The sequence below is a fragment of the Cyanothece sp. BG0011 genome (genome assembly GCF_003013815.1).
GTDB lineage: Bacteria > Cyanobacteriota > Cyanobacteriia > Cyanobacteriales > Microcystaceae > Crocosphaera.
On the sequence record NZ_PRLH01000193.1, the window covers coordinates 14,693 to 33,811 of the forward strand.

At 40.5% G+C, this 19,119-nt stretch carries 19 protein-coding genes and 1 CRISPR repeat array; of the genes, 13 read left to right on the forward strand and 6 right to left on the reverse strand.

The genetic code is table 11. The features are described from left to right. A complete protein-coding gene (ntcA, locus tag C4E06_RS24970; RefSeq protein WP_008277872.1) occupies positions 1-678 on the reverse strand; it encodes a global nitrogen regulator NtcA in 678 nt (225 codons plus the stop codon). A 230-nt stretch (positions 679-908) separates the two neighbouring features. Between ntcA and fabI the strand changes: the two genes are divergently transcribed. Then, a complete protein-coding gene (gene fabI / locus C4E06_RS24975) occupies positions 909-1,688 on the forward strand; it encodes an enoyl-ACP reductase FabI (RefSeq protein WP_107671067.1) in 780 nt (259 codons plus the stop codon). 85 nt (positions 1,689-1,773) lie between these two features. On the opposite strand, the gene C4E06_RS24980 is transcribed toward fabI, so the two are convergent. Together C4E06_RS24980 and C4E06_RS27475 are read right to left on the reverse strand one after the other, a co-directional pair. Further along, complete coding sequence (locus C4E06_RS24980; RefSeq protein ID WP_107671082.1) at positions 1,774-2,271, reverse strand: DUF2202 domain-containing protein; 498 nt, start codon at positions 2,269-2,271, stop codon at positions 1,774-1,776. Positions 2,272-2,288: 17 nt separating this feature from the next. Next, on the reverse strand, positions 2,289-2,498 hold the full coding sequence (locus C4E06_RS27475) for a hypothetical protein (RefSeq protein WP_157951244.1): 210 nt from the start codon (positions 2,496-2,498) through the stop codon (positions 2,289-2,291). A gap of 208 nt (positions 2,499-2,706) precedes the next feature. On the opposite strand from C4E06_RS27475, the gene psbA reads away from it, so the two are divergent. The 7 genes from psbA to C4E06_RS25015 all read left to right on the forward strand — a co-directional run bounded on the left by psbA (position 2,707) and on the right by C4E06_RS25015 (position 10,705). Further along, positions 2,707-3,783: a photosystem II q(b) protein gene (gene psbA / locus C4E06_RS24985; protein WP_107671068.1), complete on the forward strand. Its 1,077-nt coding sequence runs from the start codon at positions 2,707-2,709 to the stop codon at positions 3,781-3,783. A gap of 74 nt (positions 3,784-3,857) precedes the next feature. Beyond that, positions 3,858-4,391: a cytochrome b6-f complex iron-sulfur subunit gene (petC, locus tag C4E06_RS24990; RefSeq protein WP_107671069.1), complete on the forward strand. Its 534-nt coding sequence runs from the start codon at positions 3,858-3,860 to the stop codon at positions 4,389-4,391. 138 nt (positions 4,392-4,529) lie between these two features. Further along, positions 4,530-4,916 carry a rhodanese-like domain-containing protein gene (locus C4E06_RS24995; RefSeq protein ID WP_107671070.1) on the forward strand — a complete coding sequence of 129 codons (387 nt, stop codon included), beginning with the start codon at positions 4,530-4,532 and terminating at the stop codon, positions 4,914-4,916. A 20-nt stretch (positions 4,917-4,936) separates the two neighbouring features. After that, positions 4,937-5,536 carry a DUF3365 domain-containing protein gene (locus C4E06_RS25000; RefSeq protein ID WP_107671071.1) on the forward strand — a complete coding sequence of 200 codons (600 nt, stop codon included), beginning with the start codon at positions 4,937-4,939 and terminating at the stop codon, positions 5,534-5,536. A gap of 145 nt (positions 5,537-5,681) precedes the next feature. Beyond that, the gene (locus tag C4E06_RS25005; protein WP_107671072.1) at positions 5,682-5,972 is read left to right on the forward strand and encodes a DUF5132 domain-containing protein; all 291 of its coding nucleotides are present in this window, start codon (positions 5,682-5,684) and stop codon (positions 5,970-5,972) included. Positions 5,973-6,336: 364 nt separating this feature from the next. Beyond that, on the forward strand, positions 6,337-7,617 hold the full coding sequence (gene iscB, locus C4E06_RS25010) for an RNA-guided endonuclease IscB (protein WP_107671073.1): 1,281 nt from the start codon (positions 6,337-6,339) through the stop codon (positions 7,615-7,617). Positions 7,618-7,675: 58 nt separating this feature from the next. Continuing rightward, a complete protein-coding gene (locus C4E06_RS25015; RefSeq protein ID WP_107671083.1) occupies positions 7,676-10,705 on the forward strand; it encodes an HAD-IC family P-type ATPase in 3,030 nt (1,009 codons plus the stop codon). Here the strand turns inward: C4E06_RS25015 and C4E06_RS25020 are convergent. Both C4E06_RS25020 and C4E06_RS25025 read right to left on the reverse strand, forming a co-directional pair. After that, a complete protein-coding gene (locus C4E06_RS25020) occupies positions 10,688-11,947 on the reverse strand; it encodes an NAD(P)/FAD-dependent oxidoreductase (RefSeq protein ID WP_107671074.1) in 1,260 nt (419 codons plus the stop codon). The genes C4E06_RS25015 and C4E06_RS25020 overlap by 18 nt on opposite strands. Positions 11,948-12,128: 181 nt before the next feature. After that, a complete protein-coding gene (locus C4E06_RS25025) occupies positions 12,129-12,953 on the reverse strand; it encodes an HpsJ family protein (RefSeq protein ID WP_107671075.1) in 825 nt (274 codons plus the stop codon). Between the two features lie 263 nt (positions 12,954-13,216). Between C4E06_RS25025 and pgl the strand changes: the two genes are divergently transcribed. The 5 genes from pgl (at position 13,217) to C4E06_RS25050 (ending at position 18,693) form a co-directional block, all read left to right on the forward strand. Next, positions 13,217-13,936 carry a 6-phosphogluconolactonase gene (gene pgl / locus C4E06_RS25030; RefSeq protein ID WP_107671076.1) on the forward strand — a complete coding sequence of 240 codons (720 nt, stop codon included), beginning with the start codon at positions 13,217-13,219 and terminating at the stop codon, positions 13,934-13,936. Between the two features lie 173 nt (positions 13,937-14,109). Next, entirely contained in the window at positions 14,110-14,841 is a 732-nt protein-coding gene (locus C4E06_RS25035) for an FHA domain-containing protein (protein ID WP_107671077.1), read from the forward strand. Positions 14,842-15,044: 203 nt separating this feature from the next. After that, positions 15,045-16,484: a TldD/PmbA family protein gene (locus C4E06_RS25040; protein ID WP_107671078.1), complete on the forward strand. Its 1,440-nt coding sequence runs from the start codon at positions 15,045-15,047 to the stop codon at positions 16,482-16,484. A gap of 105 nt (positions 16,485-16,589) precedes the next feature. After that, positions 16,590-16,982, forward strand: coding sequence for a hypothetical protein (locus tag C4E06_RS25045; protein ID WP_107671079.1), 393 nt, complete (start codon positions 16,590-16,592; stop codon positions 16,980-16,982). 163 nt (positions 16,983-17,145) lie between these two features. Continuing rightward, positions 17,146-17,651: a CRISPR direct-repeat array (repeat unit 36 nt; unit sequence GTTTCCATTCAACTAAGTTCTCTTATAAAAAGAGAG). Positions 17,652-18,009: 358 nt separating this feature from the next. Next, positions 18,010-18,693, forward strand: a complete 684-nt coding sequence (locus tag C4E06_RS25050) for a PAP/fibrillin family protein (protein ID WP_107671080.1) — start codon at positions 18,010-18,012, stop codon at positions 18,691-18,693. Positions 18,694-18,826: 133 nt separating this feature from the next. On the opposite strand, the gene C4E06_RS25055 is transcribed toward C4E06_RS25050, so the two are convergent. Next, positions 18,827-19,119, reverse strand: a 293-nt coding sequence (locus C4E06_RS25055) for a 2Fe-2S iron-sulfur cluster binding domain-containing protein (RefSeq protein WP_157951245.1), incomplete at its 5' end; no start/stop codon positions are given.

The following is a 19,119-nucleotide window of genomic DNA, read 5'->3' on the forward strand; positions in this document are numbered from 1 at the left end:
TTAGGCAAATTGTTGAGACAGGGCAACAGGATTATGAACCGTAATTTTCTTTTTATGAATGGAAATCATTTCTTCTTGGCGTAAATCTCCCAAAAGACGAGTGACTGTCACACGGGTTGAACCAATGGCCTCAGCGATCGCTTGATGGGACAATTTTAAATCAATGCGAATGCCTTCAGGAGTCGGTACGCCAAAATCCCGACATAAAATTAACAGAAAACTGACCAAACGGGAACCCATATCACGGTGAGCGAGGGTTTCGATCATCATTTCTGTTTGTAAAATCCGCGAGGATAGCCCCTGAAGCATTAAAATAGACAAATCGGGGTTATTTTTAAGAGCTTGTTCTACTTGTTCAATGGGGGATGACAATAACTCCACAGGGGTAAACGCCACCGCATGGTAAAAGCGATCGGACCGTTGTCCTGTAATCAAAGACAGCACGCCAAAGACACTATTTTCTCTTAATAAGGCGACTGTAATTTCTTCCCCTGCTTCGTAAACCCGAGACAGTTTCACCGCGCCTTTGAGTAAAAAATAGACCCTCTCAGCCGGATCACCCGGAAAAAAGATAGTTTTCCCCCGATCAAACGCTTCAACAACAGGGGGATAGGCACCGCCACCGATACGGCGGAATACAGCAGCTAAAGGTTTATCTTGTGGTACAGACAATTCCATCACACTTTAATACAACACCGGAAAAATAAAGGGACTCAAAAGAGGACAGATCATTTTTAGTCCCAGATAAAAACAACACTTTAACGTATCTTCAAAGGTTTTTGCTACATTTTGCTTCACAATAATTTTATTGGGATAATTTATCCTGGCTTCTGTCCCTGATTATAGCCACCATTATGAAACAATGGGGGTTGATTCAACAGAAACTTTGCCCATTTGTCAAAATAATTATGTTAGATTTAACCGGAAAGAACGCGCTAGTTACAGGAATTGCTAATAATCGCTCCATTGCTTGGGGAATTGCTCAACAACTCCATAAAGCAGGGGCTAACCTGGCTGTGACCTATTTACCTGATGAAAAAGGACGTTTTGAAAAAAAAGTCCGTGACGTGGTTGAACCCATCAATCCCGCGTTGATTCTTCCTTGTAATGTCCAAAATGAGGATCAGGTAGAAGCCACATTTAAAGCCATCAAAGACACTTGGGGAAAATTAGATATTGTGATCCACTGTTTAGCCTTCGCCGATAAAGAAGGGTTAGGGGGTGATTTTAGTAGCATTTCCCGTGAAGCGTTTAGTCAGTCCCTTGAAATTAGTACCTTTTCCTTGGGGAATCTGGCTAAATACGCTAAACCTTTAATGACAGAGGGCGGTAGTATGGTCACTTTAACCTATTTAGGAGGGGTAAAAGTGATTCCCAATTATAATTTGATGGGGGTGGCTAAAGCCGGTTTAGAAATGAGTGTGCGCTATTTAGCCTCGGAACTCGGTCCTGATAATATTCGGGTCAATGCCATTTCTGCTGGCCCCATTCGTACCTTAGCTTCTTCTGCTGTCGGCGGTATTTTAGATATGATTCGTCATGTTGAGGAGGTTGCCCCTTTGAAACGAACGGTAACACAATTAGAAGTCGGTAATACCGCTGCTTTTCTCTGTAGCGATTTATCCAGTGGTATTACCGGCCAGGTGATTTATGTCGATGCAGGTTACGAGATTATGGGCATGGGATAATTCCTTTCCCCTAATATAAGGTTAACCTGACAAGGGAGGTTCTTATCCTCCTGTTTTTTTGTCAGGATAACTCCCCTTAAGGTTATCAGTCCGACAAACGAGATAAACAGCGTTCAAAGGCAACTTTGTGCCTGTTTTGGGAGACTTCACGTAATTGAGCAAAGGCTGCCCTTAAGTCTCTTTCTTGGACAAATGTAAGGAAATTATCGTACATTTCCACGTTGGCGATTTCTCCTTCTACCCCCATCTGACAAGCTATTTTGAGGGTATCGGGGGCCTCTATATTTCCAGCATAGCTATCTGTGGGAATCGGTAGGCCATATTGATTAAATAACCTATTCCATAGTTGTACGTGGCGATTTTCCGATTGAACAATGTTAATGAAAGGACTTATTGGGCCAAACTTCTCAATGATGGCATTATAGAAGGCACGGGCATGATATTCGTCATTGATAGCGTCAATCATGGCCTGTTGGGTTCTAGGATCTAACTTAGTCTTAAGGGTTGAAACGGTTGTGCCTAAACCAGTGTCTACGCCGGAAGAGTGGTTAAAACGTCTTTGTCTACGGTGTTGATGTCTCATCATACTTATTCTCACTTTCAATTTTGTTGATTTTTGTTGCTTGACGATGCGATCGCCTCTGTTGAGACGGCAGCGATCGCTCTAGCTTTATTGTTGGGGAAAATTCTACATCCCTCAATTTTAACTTTATAACTATTTAGTAAATTTGTCAAGTGTTCTTGCCTTGTAGCAGTGTTCAATTGGCTGTATCCATATTCTCGTAAAGTGGGGAGAATTGTTAGTTTCATCGTTAATCTAGTAATCTGAAAACTGCTCTTAAGTAGGCTGTTGTTTCGGTGAAAAGAGTCAACGGAGAACAATGTTGTTCTGTTGCCTGTAACAATTAGTCATAAATACTCATTGTTAAATATATAACTAATTAGTTATATTGTTTATTATCAATACAAGATAAAAGGGATTCCTTTTAATACCACTGTCTCGAAGAGGATTTAAATCATGACTATTTCTGCAGTTGAGCGATCAACAGAGAATAATCTGTGGTCAAAATTTTGTAATTGGATTACTAGCACCGAAAATCGCCTATATATTGGCTGGTTTGGGGTTTTATTAATACCCACCGGGTTAGTAGCTGCTATTGTCTTTATCTTGGCCTTTATTGCTGCCCCTCCTGTGGATCTTGATGGCATCCGCGAACCCGTTTCCGGTTCGTTGCTCTATGGCAATAACATCATCAGTGCCACTGTGGTGCCTACCTCTGCGGCCGTTGGTTTGCATCTTTACCCTTTATGGGAAGCCGCCAGCTTAGACGAATGGCTGTACAATGGCGGCCCGTATCAAATGATTGTGTTGCACTTTTTAATTGGAATTTTTGCTTATATGGGGCGAGAATGGGAGCTAAGCTACCGTTTAGGGATGCGTCCTTGGATTCCTGTCGCGTTTTCTGCCCCTGTCGCAGCTGCAACTGCTGTTCTTTTAATTTATCCCATTGGACAAGGAAGCTTCTCCGACGGCTTAATGTTGGGTATTTCAGGAACATTCAATTTTATGATTGTCTTCCAAGCCGAGCATAATATTTTAATGCACCCATTCCATGAGTTAGGGGTTGCCGGTGTCTTCGGGGGTGCGTTGTTTGCTTCCATGCACGGTTCGTTAGTCACTTCAAGTTTAATTCGAGAAACCACCGAAGCGCAATCAACCAATCAAGGTTATAAATTCGGACAAGAAGAAGAAACTTATAATCTAGTGGCTGCTCATGGCTATTTTGGACGATTAATCTTCCAATATGCTTCTTTTAACAATTCCCGTTCCTTACACTTCTTCTTAGCGGCCTGGCCCGTCATTGGAATTTGGTTTGCTGCGATCGGTATCAGCACCATGGCCTTTAACCTTAATGGCTTTAACTTTAACGGATCAGTTCTCGATTCTCAAGGACGAGTCATCAATACCTGGGCCGATGTCATTAACCGTGCCAACATCGGCATAGAAGTAATGCACGAACGTAACGCCCATAACTTCCCCCTTGATCTGGCGTTAGGGGACTCTCAACCCATTGCTATGGCAGTGAATAGCTAAATCTATCTAAAAATCGACCGATAGCTACTTTTCCTATCGGTCACATTCCTTACCGTTACACTTCAAAAAACATCATGGAAAATAACCTTTCTTTCGATCAAACTTCCTTATCAAGACGACAACTGTTAAACTTCTTAACTGGATCGACGGTTGCGGTGGTTGCCGGATCGGCCCTTTATCCTGCGGCCAAATTCTTCACCCCACCCAAAGAAACAGGGGAAGGAGGAGCAATATTGGCTAAAGATAAACTAGGAAATCCCATTCCTGCCTCCCAAATTCTGGAAAATCCCCCCGAAACCCGTGCCTTAGTGGCTGGTTTAGCTGGAGAACCCACTTATCTTGTCGTCACAGATGCAAATACCTTAGATGGACGGGGTATTGTGGATAATTGTACTCATTTAGGTTGTACCTTTCCTTGGAATGAGACGGCCGAACAATTTCAATGTCCTTGTCATGGTTCCCGTTATGATGCTGAGGGTTCCGTGGTTCGTGGTCCGGCTAACCGTCCTTTAAAATTGGTTCATGTGGCAGTGATCGATAACGCTATTTGGCTTTCTCCTTGGACCGAAACTGATCCTCGTACGGGTGAACGCCCTTGGTGGGTTTAATTTATAGTTTTGGATAGGTGTATCAATATTGCGCTTCAGTGAGAGTGGGGAGGGTGGGGAGTGTGGGAGGAGAGGAAAGAATGTTTTTCTATCTTCTCAATACTACTTTTGTAAACTTTGAACAAATAGATAATCAACATGGCTGCAACAACTTCTTTAAAACCATCGGTTACGAATATTTCTCCTCAAGACTTTCATCAATTATCAAATCCTCCTTTATTGATTGATGTTCGTTCACAATTTGAATATGTTAGGGGTCATGCTCAAGGGGCGGTTAATCTTAGTTTACCTCGCATTTTAATGGCACAAAATGCTTATTTACGTCAGTTGATTGTGCCGACATGGTTTCGAGATTTACCGAAAGAACAACCTATTGCTGTGATTTGTTTAACGGCTCATAGAAGTCCCATTGTCGCTAATTTTTTACTTAAAATGGGCTTTACTCAGGTCTTTAATATCACAGGAGGAATGAGTCAATGGTGGCAATTAAACTATTCTAATGTAACGGGAAATAAACCAGAATAAAGTTAGGAGAAAATAGAATTATGTATCATCAGAATAGTTTCAAATTTTTGGGTTTGGTTGTAATTATTTTCCCTATAATACTGTTATTAATCATAGGGAATCCTACTGTAGCCAATGCTCAAACTGATCCCAGTCAATTAACGAAAGCGGTTCAAGAAATTGAGTCACTTGATGGGATGCGATCGCAGTTAGCTTCAACCTTAAAAGATCAGCCAGAAACACCCAATTTAGATACCTTTAAACAAGTGTGTAAACCGGTGGGAATGCGGGCAAAACAACTGAGTAAAGAAAACGGCTGGCAAGTGAGACAAATTGCTAATAAATATCGCAATCCTGCCCATTCTCCTAATAATTTAACCGAAAAAATGGCCTTAGCTAAATTTGAACAGAATCCAGAGTTAATGGGGTTTTGGCAACGAGAAACTATGAAGGGAGAAAAAGGAACTGATTATTATCGACGGATTAATGTGGAAGCCAGTTGTTTAGCTTGTCATGGGACAAAAAATTCTCGACCCAAATTTGTGCAAGAAAAATATCCTCAAGATTTGGCTTATGATTTTAAACCAGGAGATTTAAGGGGAATGTATGGGGTGTTTATACCTGATAAAAACCATATCTAATCAGTTTTGATTATTAAAAAATATTAATAATCTTAACAATTTTACTGACATCAACCTTAATGTCTAATTGGTAACAAAAATTGAGTTAAACTAGAAAAGGGAGGTAAAGAGAAGTTTATAAAAAAATAAACAGGAGGATAAACTTATGGCACTCAGCAATTTAATTCCTCATATTGACATCAAAGATACGATTGAAGACTTAGGAATTCCTGGAATTACAGCGATTGTATTACTTCCTATGTTAATTCCTGCTGCTGGTAAAGCGGCTAGACCTTTAGCTAAAGCAACCATCAAAGGGAGTGTTGTTCTCTATGAAAAAGGCAAAGGTATGATTGCCCACGTGGGGGAAAGCGTTGAAGATTTGGTCGCTGAATCCTTAGCCGAACTTTCTGAAGAAAAAGAACCCACTCCAGCGATCGCTGAAGGTAATAACTAATGATGACAAGCCAGTGTAGCAGATGAAATGGACACAGTTCGATCAATTAGCATTAAAAAATGATCTCACTGGCTTGTTGTTTCCCCTCGTTTTTATCCTTGCAAGGTGAGGTAAAAACAACTCAGGTCTTTAGCGTCAACAACCCATCGCTGAAAGCGAGGGCTTGTAAGAGCCTATAGTTGACCAGTCTAAGTTCTAAGAGAACTACGTTTTTAAAGCCATCACACCTACAAATACTTCGCTAGTTTGTAGCTCTGTGGTTAACAGTTAAACATCTGTAATTGGGTTAAAGAAGTGCTGTTAATTTGACAAACTTTAAAAACATTGACGAAGCGACCTTTACCCTAGCAATAGGAGATAACTCATGCGAGTTTTTGTATTAGATTCCAACAAAAAACCATTAAATCCTTGTCACCCTGGTAAAGCAAGAAAATTGCTTAATCAAGGCAAAGCAAGTATGTTTAAACGATATCCTTTTACTATAATTCTGAAGGAAGAAAAACCAAATCATGTAAATAATAAATTTGAATTAAAAATAGATCCAGGGAGTCGTACTACAGGCTTAGCAATCTTATCTGCCAATAATTTAATTTGGGCGGCTTTATTAAATCATCGTGGTTTACAAATTAAAGATTCTTTATTATCTAGAAAACAAATTAGACGTTCTAGAAGAAATCGTAAAACTCGTTATCGTCAACCTAGATTTTTAAACAGGAAAAAACCCAAAGGATGGTTAGCACCTAGCTTAATGTCCAGAGTTCACAATATTATTACTTGGGTAAAAAGATTAACTAAATTATGTCCTATAAATAAAATAGCCCAAGAATTAGTTAGATTTGATACTCAAAAAATTAACAATCCTGAAATATCAGGTATAGAATATCAACAAGGAACTTTATTTAATTATGAAATAAGAGAATATTTACTTGAAAAATGGGGCCGTAGATGTGCTTATTGTGGTATTCAAAACGTACCATTAGAAATTGAACACATTATACCTAAATCAAAATCAGGAACTAACTCTGTTAATAACTTGACATTAGCGTGTAGAAAATGTAATTTAGCAAAAGGTAATCAAGACATTAAAGATTTTCTTTCTAATAAACCAAGTATTTTAAACAGAATTTTAAAGCAATGTAAACAAACATTAAAAGACGCTACTGCTGTTAATTCTACTCGATGGAAATTATTTAACAGTTTAAAAGAATTTAATTTAGAAATAGAAACAGGAACAGGAGGTATGACAAAATACAATAGAACAAAACAAGGATTAGAAAAAACTCACTGGTTAGACGCTACTTGTGTAGGAAAATCAACACCTGAGAAAATAAAAGTTGAAGTAATTAAACCTTTAATTATCACAGCTACAGGTAGAGGTTCACGTCAAATGGTTAAACCAGACAAATATGGTTTTCCTCGAACTTCTCCTAAATTAAGACAAAAACAGTTCTTTGGATTTCAAACAGGAGATATTGTCAAAGCTGTTGTAACTAAAGGGAAAAAAGTTGGTACTTATGTTGGTAGGGTAGCTGTTAGAAAAACAGGTAGTTTTAACATTAAAACTGCGTTCTCTACAGTACAAGGTATTAACTACAAATATTGTAAACCTATTCACAAAGCGGATGGGTATAGTTATGCAACATAGGTTATGCCCCTCATTTCCTCTCATCGCTAAAAGCGAGAGTCTCCATGAGGGGGGAGAGATGAAACAATATAATCTCATTGATCAATCCCATCAACTATCCTTTGTCAAAATTCTCCACGCCACTGTCAAAGGAAGAGGTCGCTATCACGTTCAAGGGTTACATCATTCTCAGGAACTCAAACGGTATTTAGAGTTTAACTTGTCGATCCATAAAGCTATCAAGTCCGTTCGTGCTAGTTCCCTAACTGGGAATATTTTGTTGCACTTTGATCGAGATCAAACAGGAGAAGCCATAGGAACCCTTGTGGACACTTTAGTACAAAGCTATAAACGCACCCCTACGCAAATTTCTTCGCGATCGCCTCAAACATTAACCCCAGTTACCCATCAACAGACCTTAGTTGCTTCGGGGGTTTCAGTCCCTTGGCATCTTCAAGAAATTGATAGTATTATTTCCCAACTCAACACTTCTAAAGAGAGGGGACTCTCTCAAATAGACGCAGAAACCTCTTTAAGAGAATATGGAGTCAACGCCCTGACCGAAACCCCTAACCGTTCGGGCCTTGATATTTTTATCGACTATTTTAAATCCGTTCCGGTTGCCCTCTTAAGTGGTGCAGCCCTATTGTCTGTCCTTACCGGGGGTGTAGCTGATGCCGTTGTCATCATGGGAGTGGTAACCATTAACGCCATTTTGGGCTATGCCACTGAAAGTCATTCAGAACGGATTATTAATTCCCTCAAACATTGTATTAATCCTTCTGCTTGGGTCATTCGAGAAGGAAAATTACAAGAAATTGAAACCCACAATCTGGTGTTAGGGGATATTTTACTGTTGCAACCCGGTTCCTATGTACCGGCCGATGCCCGTTTAATCGAAGTTGATCGTTTAAGCTTAGACGAATCAGCCTTAACCGGGGAAAGTTTGCCCATCCGAAAACAAGAAACCCTGATCACCTCCCCCCAAGAAACCATTCCCCTAGCAGAACGAAAAAATATGGTGTATCGGGGAACCTTTGTCATGGGAGGACAAGGGCGAGGGGTGGTGGTAGCCACCGGAGATTTGACAGAAATGGGAAAAATACAAGCTTTGGTAGGGCAAACCCCTCAACCCTCAACGCCGATGGAACGACAACTCGAACAGGCCGCAAGTCAACTGGTTTGGCTGTCGAGTGGGGTTTGTGGTTTAGTTTTGGCCATCGGGTTATTACGGGGTTATGGGTTATTAGAAATGGTGAAAACTTCCATTTCTTTAGCGGTGGCGGCCGTTCCCGAAGGCTTGCCCACAGTAGCCACCACGACGTTGGCCTTGGGTATTCTCAATATGCGTCAACAAAAAGTTCTCATTCGTCGTTTAGAAGCCATCGAAGCCCTAGGATCAATTCAAACCCTATGTCTAGATAAAACAGGAACCTTAACCACTAACCGAATGTCCGTCTTAAAACTCTGTTGGGATGGGCGAGATATCAAGCTGGCGGATGGTCATTTTTGGTCAGGATCACAACCCGTTAATCCTTATGAGTGCGATGAATTATTAAAACTGATTCATATTTCCCTGTTATGTAATGACAGTCAAATTATCACCCACCACGACGGAACCTATGTACTTGAGGGTTCGGCCACAGAAAACGCCCTCATAGAAATGGGCATTAGTGCAGGGGTTGGGGTAGAAGATGTCAAACAACAATATCCTCGTCTCCTTACCTATCACCGTTCAACAGAAAATAATTTTATGGCCACGGTGCATCGTATTCATGAGTCAGCTTATTTGATGGCAGTTAAAGGCAACCCTGATGAGGTGTTAGAACGGTCTTCGACTCAGATGGTTAGTGGTCAATGGGTTCGGTTAACCGAGGCAGATAAACAAGAGATTAAAGGGCAAAATCAACGAATGTCCGCTCAAGGGTTAAGGGTTTTAGGGGTGGCTTATAGACAGGGAGAAACGAGAGAAATTGAGTCTTTACCCGTCTCTAATCTAATTTGGGTAGGATTAGTAGGGATGGCTGATCCTATTAGACCTGGGGTTAAAGAAAGTATTGCTAATTTCCACCAAGCAGGAATCAAAACGGTGATGATCACAGGAGATCAAAGTCACACGGCCTATGCCATTGGTGAAGACTTAAATCTCAGTCAAGGACAACCCCTTAAAATTCTCAATTCCCTAGAGTTAACGGAATTTTCTTCACAGGGTTTGTCTGATGTGTGCGAAGGGGTTCATGTATTTGCTCGTATTAGTCCGGCCAATAAATTAGAGATTGTTAAAGCCCTTCAACAACGGGGTTTAGTGGTAGCCATGACGGGAGACGGCATTAATGATACCCCGGCACTGAAAGTTGCAGAAGTGGGCATCGCTATGGGACATACAGGCACCGATGTGGCCAGAGAGGTGGCTGATGTTGTCCTCGAAGATGATAACCTCGAAACCATGATTATTGCCGTGAGTCAGGGACGCACCATTTATAACAATATTCGCAAATCAGTTCATTTTCTCCTCTCTACTAACCTCAGCGAAATTATGGTGATGTTATTCGCGACTATGGGAGGACTGGGCCAACCCCTTAATGCGATGCAGTTACTTTGGCTGAATTTAGTAACGGACATCTTTCCTGGGTTAGGGTTAGCGTTAGAACCCCCTGAACCGGATGTGTTAAACAGACCGCCTCGTTCTCCTGATGAACCGATTATTCAATCTTCTGATTTTGAGCGCATTGTTTTAGAGTCCACCACCCTATCTGTGAGTGCCTTAGCGGCCTATGGTTATGGAATCAGTCGTTATGGTATCGGTCCTCAGGCCAGTACCGTTGCCTTTATGAGTTTGGTCACCGGGCAACTATTACACGCCCTCAGTTGTCGGTCTACTCGACCGTTACGAGATCAACAACTGCCTCCTAATCCCTATTTAAACGTAGCTTTGAGTGGTTCTCTGGCTCTTCAGTGGGTGTCTTTGGCAAGTCCTCCCCTCAGAAATCTTCTTCACGTTACACCCCTTAATGTTGCTGATAGTCTGGTGATTGGCAGCAGTGCTATTTTACCTTTAGTCATTCATGAAGGCACTAAATCAAGTAATCAGCTACTGAACCAAAGATAAGCCTAACCCTTGTAATGCTAAGCGTTCAAACCAAGGAACTGACCAACCATGACGCATTTTGAAGAGGAAAAATTGCTCAAAGGCTGTTTTACTCCAACTCACCCATTTTCCTTGTAAGGCGATCGCTTTTCTCCTTTGTCCTGTGATAGCATCGGGTAAAATAGGGGCAGCCAAAAAACAAACCCCTGTTTGTCCAAAATCAGCCAAACACATCGCCTCTAGGGTTGGACTCATCAAATGACTAGAGATTTCTCCTAATTCACAAGCAATATTGTGAGCCACTGCCATTCCCATTCCTTCGGTCATCTGTCCGGTTTTAGGAACCCCGATAGGAATGGGAGTCACTTCTGGGGGGTTAATTTGCACCACTACACCGATACCATAAAGGGAGGGATAGTCAGGATGTTGTCCCGTGGGTAAAACAGGTAAAAACCCTTTTTCATCCGTTAATCCAGGGATTTGTCGTAAAAAGCTAGGGCCTCGAAAGGGAGGTAACAGCATGGCATATTTAAAAGGCAACGTCTGACTATTGGATAAATAAATGGTATCGGGGGAAATATGACAAATATCAGCATTTTCTAGGACATTAATGTTATGTGCCGCCATTAGTTCGGTCACTAATGCTTGAGAGTTAGCCATACTACCGATTCCTAAATGTCCTAGATAGGGTTCTGGGGTGACGAAAGTGATAGAAATGCGATCGCGTTGTTGTAATCGCCTGAGAGTTTGATCGGCTAACATCGCAAATTCATAAGCCGGACCAAAACAACTGGCCCCAGGAACTGCCCCGACCACTAACGGGCCCGGATCAGCTAAAAATTCAGACCATGCTTGACTGGCTTGCTTTGCATGATGAGGATTGCATATAGATTGAGTAGATCCGGTTTCTGGTCCGAGTCCCGACACAGCATCTAAAGCCAGTTCTGCACCAGTTGCGACGATAACATAATCATAGGTTATAATCTCATCTTCTACGGTTATTTGTTGTCTTTTTGGGTCAAGTTTAGTAACGGTTCCTAATAACCAATGAATCCCCCGTTTTTTCACTAAGGGTTCTATTTCTAGCTGAATACGTTGCAAAGAAATTAAGTTTAATGCTACCCAAGGTAAAGAGGGAATAAAAGTAAATAAGGGTTGATTAGAAATGAGGGTAATTTGATGATGAGAGGGCAATAAACGTCGCAATTCATAGACCGTAGGTAATCCGCCGATTCCTGCACCAATAACCACAATATGAGCCAAAACTACTCCTCCCAATACCTTAGAGATGAAATGGGTTTAAAACCTCAAAAAGAAAAATGGATAATTATTCATTAATAATTACCCATGATCAATTATTTAATTTTAACAAAAATGTTAAAAGAAATCCCTCTCCAAAAATACGATTAGGAATACTCATATTTTAGATGGGAATGAATGTAATTTAGCGTTTCATCTTGGGACGGGGAGCAGCTTTAGGTCCTTTGGGACTACTAATTTCTGATTTTAAGCCAATCCAACCAATGACACTGTAAACGATCGCTAACATCAAACTACTTAATCCAATGCGAAGACTTTGCTTTAACGCTTGGGTAGTGGCTTGACTTTCAGCCTGTTTACGACGTTCTAAAAGTTGAGTTTCGAGTTGGTTTTTCAATTCCTCGGTTCTTTTTTTGTATTCTTCAGGATTTTGTGATAAATCCCGTAATCCTTGTAACTGTTGACGTTGCTGACGTAGGGTTTCTAACTGTTGAACATTCAACTGTCTTCCTTGAACTTGGCCCGCTTCGATCGCTTGGTTGAGTCGTTGAATCTGCTGATTGAGTTGATTGGGATTTCTTGATAACGTATCAACTTGGGTTAGAAATTGTTGAATTTGTTCTGCCCCTTGACCAGCCCCTTGTTGAATCCGTTCTAAGGCGTCGGTTTTAGCACTATTGAGGTTATTGAGGTGTAAAGGAACCATCAACAAAAACATTAATCCTAAAACAGCCGATAGAATATAAACCGGCAGTTTCAGATTAAATCCTGATTTTTTTAGGGGGTTAGCATCGGCTAAACCATCAATAATATAGCCCACTAAAATAAAAGCAATACCGACCAAGGGAACCACCCCTCGGTCTACAATACTGGTCACTAGACCAATTTGCCATGATTGATTATCCCAGTTGAGAGGAACGGCAAGGGTTATATAATCCAACAGAGAAGAAAGGATAAATATGACCCCGATCAGTTTGAGAGTTAAAGAGGTAAAAGCTGAATAATTCATTGTTTTTATCAGTTTGTGGATAGCATTTCATTAAAGATAACAGCCAACAGGAACAATACCCTGTTTGTTAAGAGATTCAATTATTCGGTGCGGGAGTTTTTATAATGGATTCGGCTAAATCGCCCATTAATCAGTAACATAACTGTTAAACCTGGCTACGAGCTTAAAAGATTTAGGGTAAATTCGCAAGGTACAGACTTCTAGTCATTACAATGATAGTCTAAACGTTGCTAAAAAGTTTCTTCGACGAGAATAGATTAGGAATGACACACATACAAGTATTATCCGATAAACCCACTCTCATCTCTCACGCACTCAATTTAATCGTCGACAAAATTCATACTACTTTACAACAACAAGACAAGTTTACCCTAGCTTTAGCCGGTGGTAGCACCCCTAAACCTCTTTACGAAGCTTTGGCTCAGCAGTCTTTACCTTTAGAAAAAATTCATATTTTTTGGGGAGATGAGCGTTATGTACCTGCTGATGATAACGAAAGTAACCAACTGATGGCCCGTCAAGCTTGGTTAGATCAGGTAGACTTTCCCCCCGCTAATATTCATCCCATGCCAACAAACAATAATGATCCTGCTCACGATGCTCAAACCCATGAACAAGAAATCCGAGAATTTTTCGGGGTCAAAGCAGGAGAATTTCCAACCTTTGATCTGATTTTATTGGGTATGGGGGATGATGGTCATACCGCTTCGTTATTTCCAAAAACAGAAGCCCTAACCGTCAGCGATCGCTTAGTTACCGTAGGCAACAAGGACGGAAAACCCCGTTTAACGTTTACCTATCCTTTAATCAATCATGCCCATTGTGTCATGTTCTTAGTGGCAGGAGAAAATAAACGCCCTGCCTTAGCTCAGATTTTTTCGGAAAATGGAGACGAAACCCTCTATCCTGCCAAAGCAGTTAAACCTCAAGGGGAATTAATCTGGTTATTAGATGAAGCAGCCGGGGCAGAGTTAAATGGTTAGATAAGTAGAGTAGTAGGGTGTAGGGAGCGCCGGAGCAGGGAGTAGAGGGAGATTAAAACTATTGCCTTTTGCCTTTTGCCTCTTGCCTCTTGCCTGAAAAAGTTGTTTACCTTTCTTAAGACAGTTGATTTTATTGATGTCTGACCGCCTAAAATCATAGTAAAAATTTGATTATGATTACTTGTCCAAATTGTGAACATCAAAACCCCGATGGGGCAATTCAGTGCGAAGCCTGTTTTACCCCTCTTCCTCAACTGGTTAATTGTGGCAACTGTGGTCAGCCTTTACTTAGTAATGCCACCTTTTGTGGGGAATGTGGGGCGGCCCATCCCTTTAAAGGTTCAACTGAAGCAGAAGGGGAATCTTCCCCACCCCCTCCTCCTGTGACACCACCGCCACCTCCGCCAACAAGTAGTAATATTCCCGAATCATCCTCGCCCCCTCCTCCACCGGCTAGTAGTAATATTCCAGAATCATCCTCACCCCCTCCTCCACCGGCTAGTAGTAATATTCCAGAATCATCCTCGCCCCCACCGCCACCTACACCAGTAACCAGCGCACGCACTCAACTACAAACCCAAACCGCCAGTTTACTGCATCTTCAAACTGACACAGCCCTCGAACTTCCCCAAGGGTTAGACATTATCCATGTCGGGAAACCTAATGACCAAATTCCCCCGGATCTCGATGTTTCAGGATTACCTGATTCTGAAGTGGTTTCTCGTATTCATGCGGATATTCGCAATGAAGCCGGAATCTTTTATATCGAAGACGTGGGCAGTTCTAATGGGACTTATATTAATTACAATGCTTTACCCCCAGGAAACCGTCACCGTCTACGACCGGGCGATCGCATTTCTCTGGGTAAAGGGGATTTAGTTACTTTTATTTTTCAGTTGTCTTAGAGACTGTTTCCAAAAAAATAATAACAACGAATTTTGTAAGGTGGGCAAGTCAAAGACTTATCTAAATTAACTTCATCCTTGAAAACCTTGCTCACCCTATTCTTTTAAAATTCTTCTCTCAGGTAACAGGAGTCACCGAGTCACCGAGTCGCGTTAGAATGGCAAGTATTAATTAATTCGTTTAAAAATTAGTTTAGATATCAATGACCCAAGTCTTAGAAACCTGGTTAAAAGAAATTCATGTCCCTGCTGATTGGATCGGGTTACGCCAAGTAACAGAAACCTCTACCCTACGCTATGTCAGGGATGGTAAACCCCAAAGTAACGGACGCGCCCAAAGTAAAGGGGTAATGGTGGAAGTCTTGGCTAAGGGGCAAATGGGTTATTGTGCCACTAATCATTTAACCCTCGATAATATTAAACTGGCTGCAGAAATTGCCTATCAACAAGCAGTGACGGCGGCTGATTGGGGAATCTATCCTTTTACCGTAGAACAACGCCCCAAAGCGGTAGGAACCTATTATTCTCCTTATCTCAAACCTTTAGATATTCTCAGTCCTAAAGATATTAACGATCTGCTACTGAAAGTTAATGAAACCCTCAAAGTTAACGATAAAATTGTTAGCACTTCTGCGATCGCTCGTCTGGTAGAAACAGAAATACAATTAGTCAGTAGTAACGGGTCCGATGCTTATCAAAAGTTCCTCTTAGTCACCACAGACTACACCGCAACAGCCCAAGACGGCAATATTATTCAAAAACGCACCGATAACGGACTTACCGCCCGATCTTATCAAGGTGGGATGGAATGTCTTGATGAGACGGAAGTTTTAGCCCGTGCCAAAAAGATCGCAGAACAAGCATTAGAATTATTATCGGCCCCAGATTGTCCGACTACGACGACAACCCTGGTTTTAGCCCCTGACCAAATGATGTTACAAATACATGAAAGTATTGGTCATCCGTTGGAACTCGATCGCATTTTAGGGGACGAACGAAACTACGCCGGATCAAGTTTTGTCAAATTAGAGGACTTTGGCCAGTTGGTTTATGGTTCCCCATTAATGAATGTTACCTTTGATCCGTCGGTATCGGGACAATTTGCTAGTTATCGCTTTGATGATGGGGGAAATTTAGCCACCCGTGAATATTTAATTAAAGAAGGGCTATTATTACGAGGTTTAGGGAGTAAAGAAAGTCAAATTCGCTCAAATGTGCCAGGAGTGGCGAATTTACGGGCTTCTTCGTGGAATCGTCCCCCCATTGACCGCATGGCTAATATTAACCTTGAACCGGGTAACACTTCTTTTGATGAGATGATCGCTAACATCGAATCAGGGGTTTATATGGAGTCTAACCGATCCTGGTCCATTGATGATTATCGCAATAAGTTTCAATTTGGTTGTGAATATGCCAAGCTGATCGAAAATGGCAAGCTCACTAAAACGTTGAAAAACCCTAATTATCGAGGCATTACTAATCAATTTTGGCGTAGTTTATCCCAACTGGGCGATCGCTCTACTTTGGGGATGTATGGAACCCCTAGCTGTGGTAAAGGGGAACCTAACCAAGCGATCCGCGTTGGCCATGCGTCTCCTGTTTGTGCTTTTGATAATATCGAGGTCTTTGGTGGAGTCGGTTAATTATTTTAGATTTCTTTAATATTAAGTTTTATTACGTTAAGATGAAAAATAGGATCGGCTGATCTTTATCATCCGTGACGTATTAATGCACTCAATAAATTCCTCATGTTAAAGAAAATAATTGGCCCTGCCATTGCCCTTGCGTTTGCGATCACAACCATAACCATTCTTGGTTTAAATTTAACCAATCTAGCTCAATCTCATATTGAGGATAAAGATTACTTTATTAAAGTGAATCGTCAAGCTAATGTAGCTATTGTAGAACCAAATTATGGTTACTATTTCCACCCCGATCCTGAAGTGGAAGGCGATCCCACAGGACAGGTTTTATATCAAGCGTTAAGCGAACTTAACCAAGAATACGGGGTTAAAGAGGCGATGATGGTTCGTTTTGAACGTAAAGGATATATGATCCCTAATTTATACGTTTTTCTCAAATCTAATCAACCTCAACAAACTTTAGCCGAAAGTCAATCTCCTGATCAATTATCGATGTAATCTGAGTTTAGAATTGTAGGGTGTAGGGGCATAATATATTATGCCCCTACCAATTTTTGGGTTTCACGTTATGTAATCAAAAAAAGAATTAATTTCTATTAAAATAAGTATCCTAAAAAAGCATAGGATACTTATTTTTTTACCTTTATTGTAGGGCGATGCACTCCCCACCTTACTAATGTCTCTTATAAAAAGAGAGTTACTCTGTACCTTTCAAACTTCAAACCGACAAATACGAAAAAGACGAGTTTCCATTCAACTAAGTTCTCTTATAAAAAGAGAGTTGAATTCCTTTTTTAACTTTCATGTATTGTTTACCAGGTTTCCATTCAACTAAGTTCTCTTATAAAAAGAGAGTTGTCTTGTCTTCTAATAGCTTTTTTTCTTGTGAAGCATAGTTTCCATTCAACTAAGTTCTCTTATGAAAAGAGAGTTTTGAAGCCAATAAGCAACACCCTGATTGGAAGGGTAAAAAAGTTTCCATTCAACTAAGTTCTCTTATAAAAAGAGAGTAGAAAATAATAATGACTTTCAAAACCTTAAAACTTTAGGTTTCCATTCAACTAAGTTCTCTTATAAAAAGAGAGAACTTAGCTCCTGAATTAGCTGCTAATGTTATTGAAGATTTAATAAGTTTCCATTCAACTAAGTTCTCTTATAAAAAGAGAGGGTACTCGCTACAACCCCTATCCTGACTAGAGTCTAGAAGCGGTTTGCGAGGGATAGCTTTATTGTAACCCAAAGCCCTAAAAAATCTCTCCGTAAAATCGCTGAAATCCGCATCTAGTAAGGGTGCGAGGGTTAGAACGAGATCATCAGGGTTTCAGACATTTTCCTTATCCCTCGCAAGATGATGATACAAAATTCTTGAACACAAAAAATTTAATAGGGTGTAGGGGCATAATATATTATGCCCCTACCCATTTTTGTATTTCACTAAATTGCAATGTATGGTCACAAATTTTATCGAAGGTACAGGATCTAAGTATAAAATAGAGAAATGACGTAATAAGACTAGGGTAAAAATTTGGACAGTAGAACGGAACTAAAACAAGAATTATTAACTAAAATTGAACAACTGAAAACCCCCACAGACATTAAACTGGGTTCTCCTATTACGGATGTTCAACTGAAAGATACCATTAGTCAAGAAATTGAGCAATTAACGCAAAAAGTAGAAGCCCAAAACCCTAATTTATACCCTTTATGTTATGCGGTTAATCTTTTAGATGGGGTTTGGCATTTGCAATATTCAACCTCTAGGGAAATTCGGTCGTTAAGTAAGTTAAAATATGGGTTAAAAGTTGGCTCAGTTTATCAAGTCATTGATCTTGAAACAAAATCTTTTTTTAATCAAGCTTTTGTGAAACATCGGTTAGGATTAATTTCAGGCTATGTTTTAGTAACGGCTACCTTTGAACCTGCAAAAGATAATGGTTCCCCCTTACCTGATAAACGGCTAAATATTGACTTTAAAAAACGCTATTTAGCCATCGAAACTATTGGGGGAGTTACCACACCTCAATTAAATCCTTTTAAAATTGTACCGGCACGTAATCCTAGGGGAAGAGTTCCCGTTTTTGATATTACTTATTTAGATGAAACCTTACGCATTGGTAGAGGAGGAGATGGGGGACTTTATATTTTAACTAAATCAAATTCTGTTGCCATGAAAGAATTTATGATGGCTGAAGGGTTGGGAAAAAATTAATAAGATGATAAACTAAAAATATAACTCTATTTTATTTTTTAGTTTAAAAAAGTAGAGTAAGGCGATGCACTCCCCACCCTACAAAGTCTTTCTAAATCAAATTAATCCTTTTGCCTTTTGCCTCTTGCCTTTTTTAAGCATCAATAATAACTTTCCCTTGAGGATAGGCAATACAAGCTAAAATATAGCCGTCTTCTTCATCATTAGATTCTAACCCATCGGGTTCACCTTCATAACGAATATTGCCCTCTAGTTTCTTCACTTTACAACTACCACATCCTCCACTACGACAACTACAGTCAATCTCGATCATTTCTTCTTCAGCTAACTCTAATAATGACATTTGTTCGTCACATAAAACCTCTTTTCCTGACTTGGCAAATACCACAGGATAAGACTTATTATTGCTAGAAACAGCCACAGGTT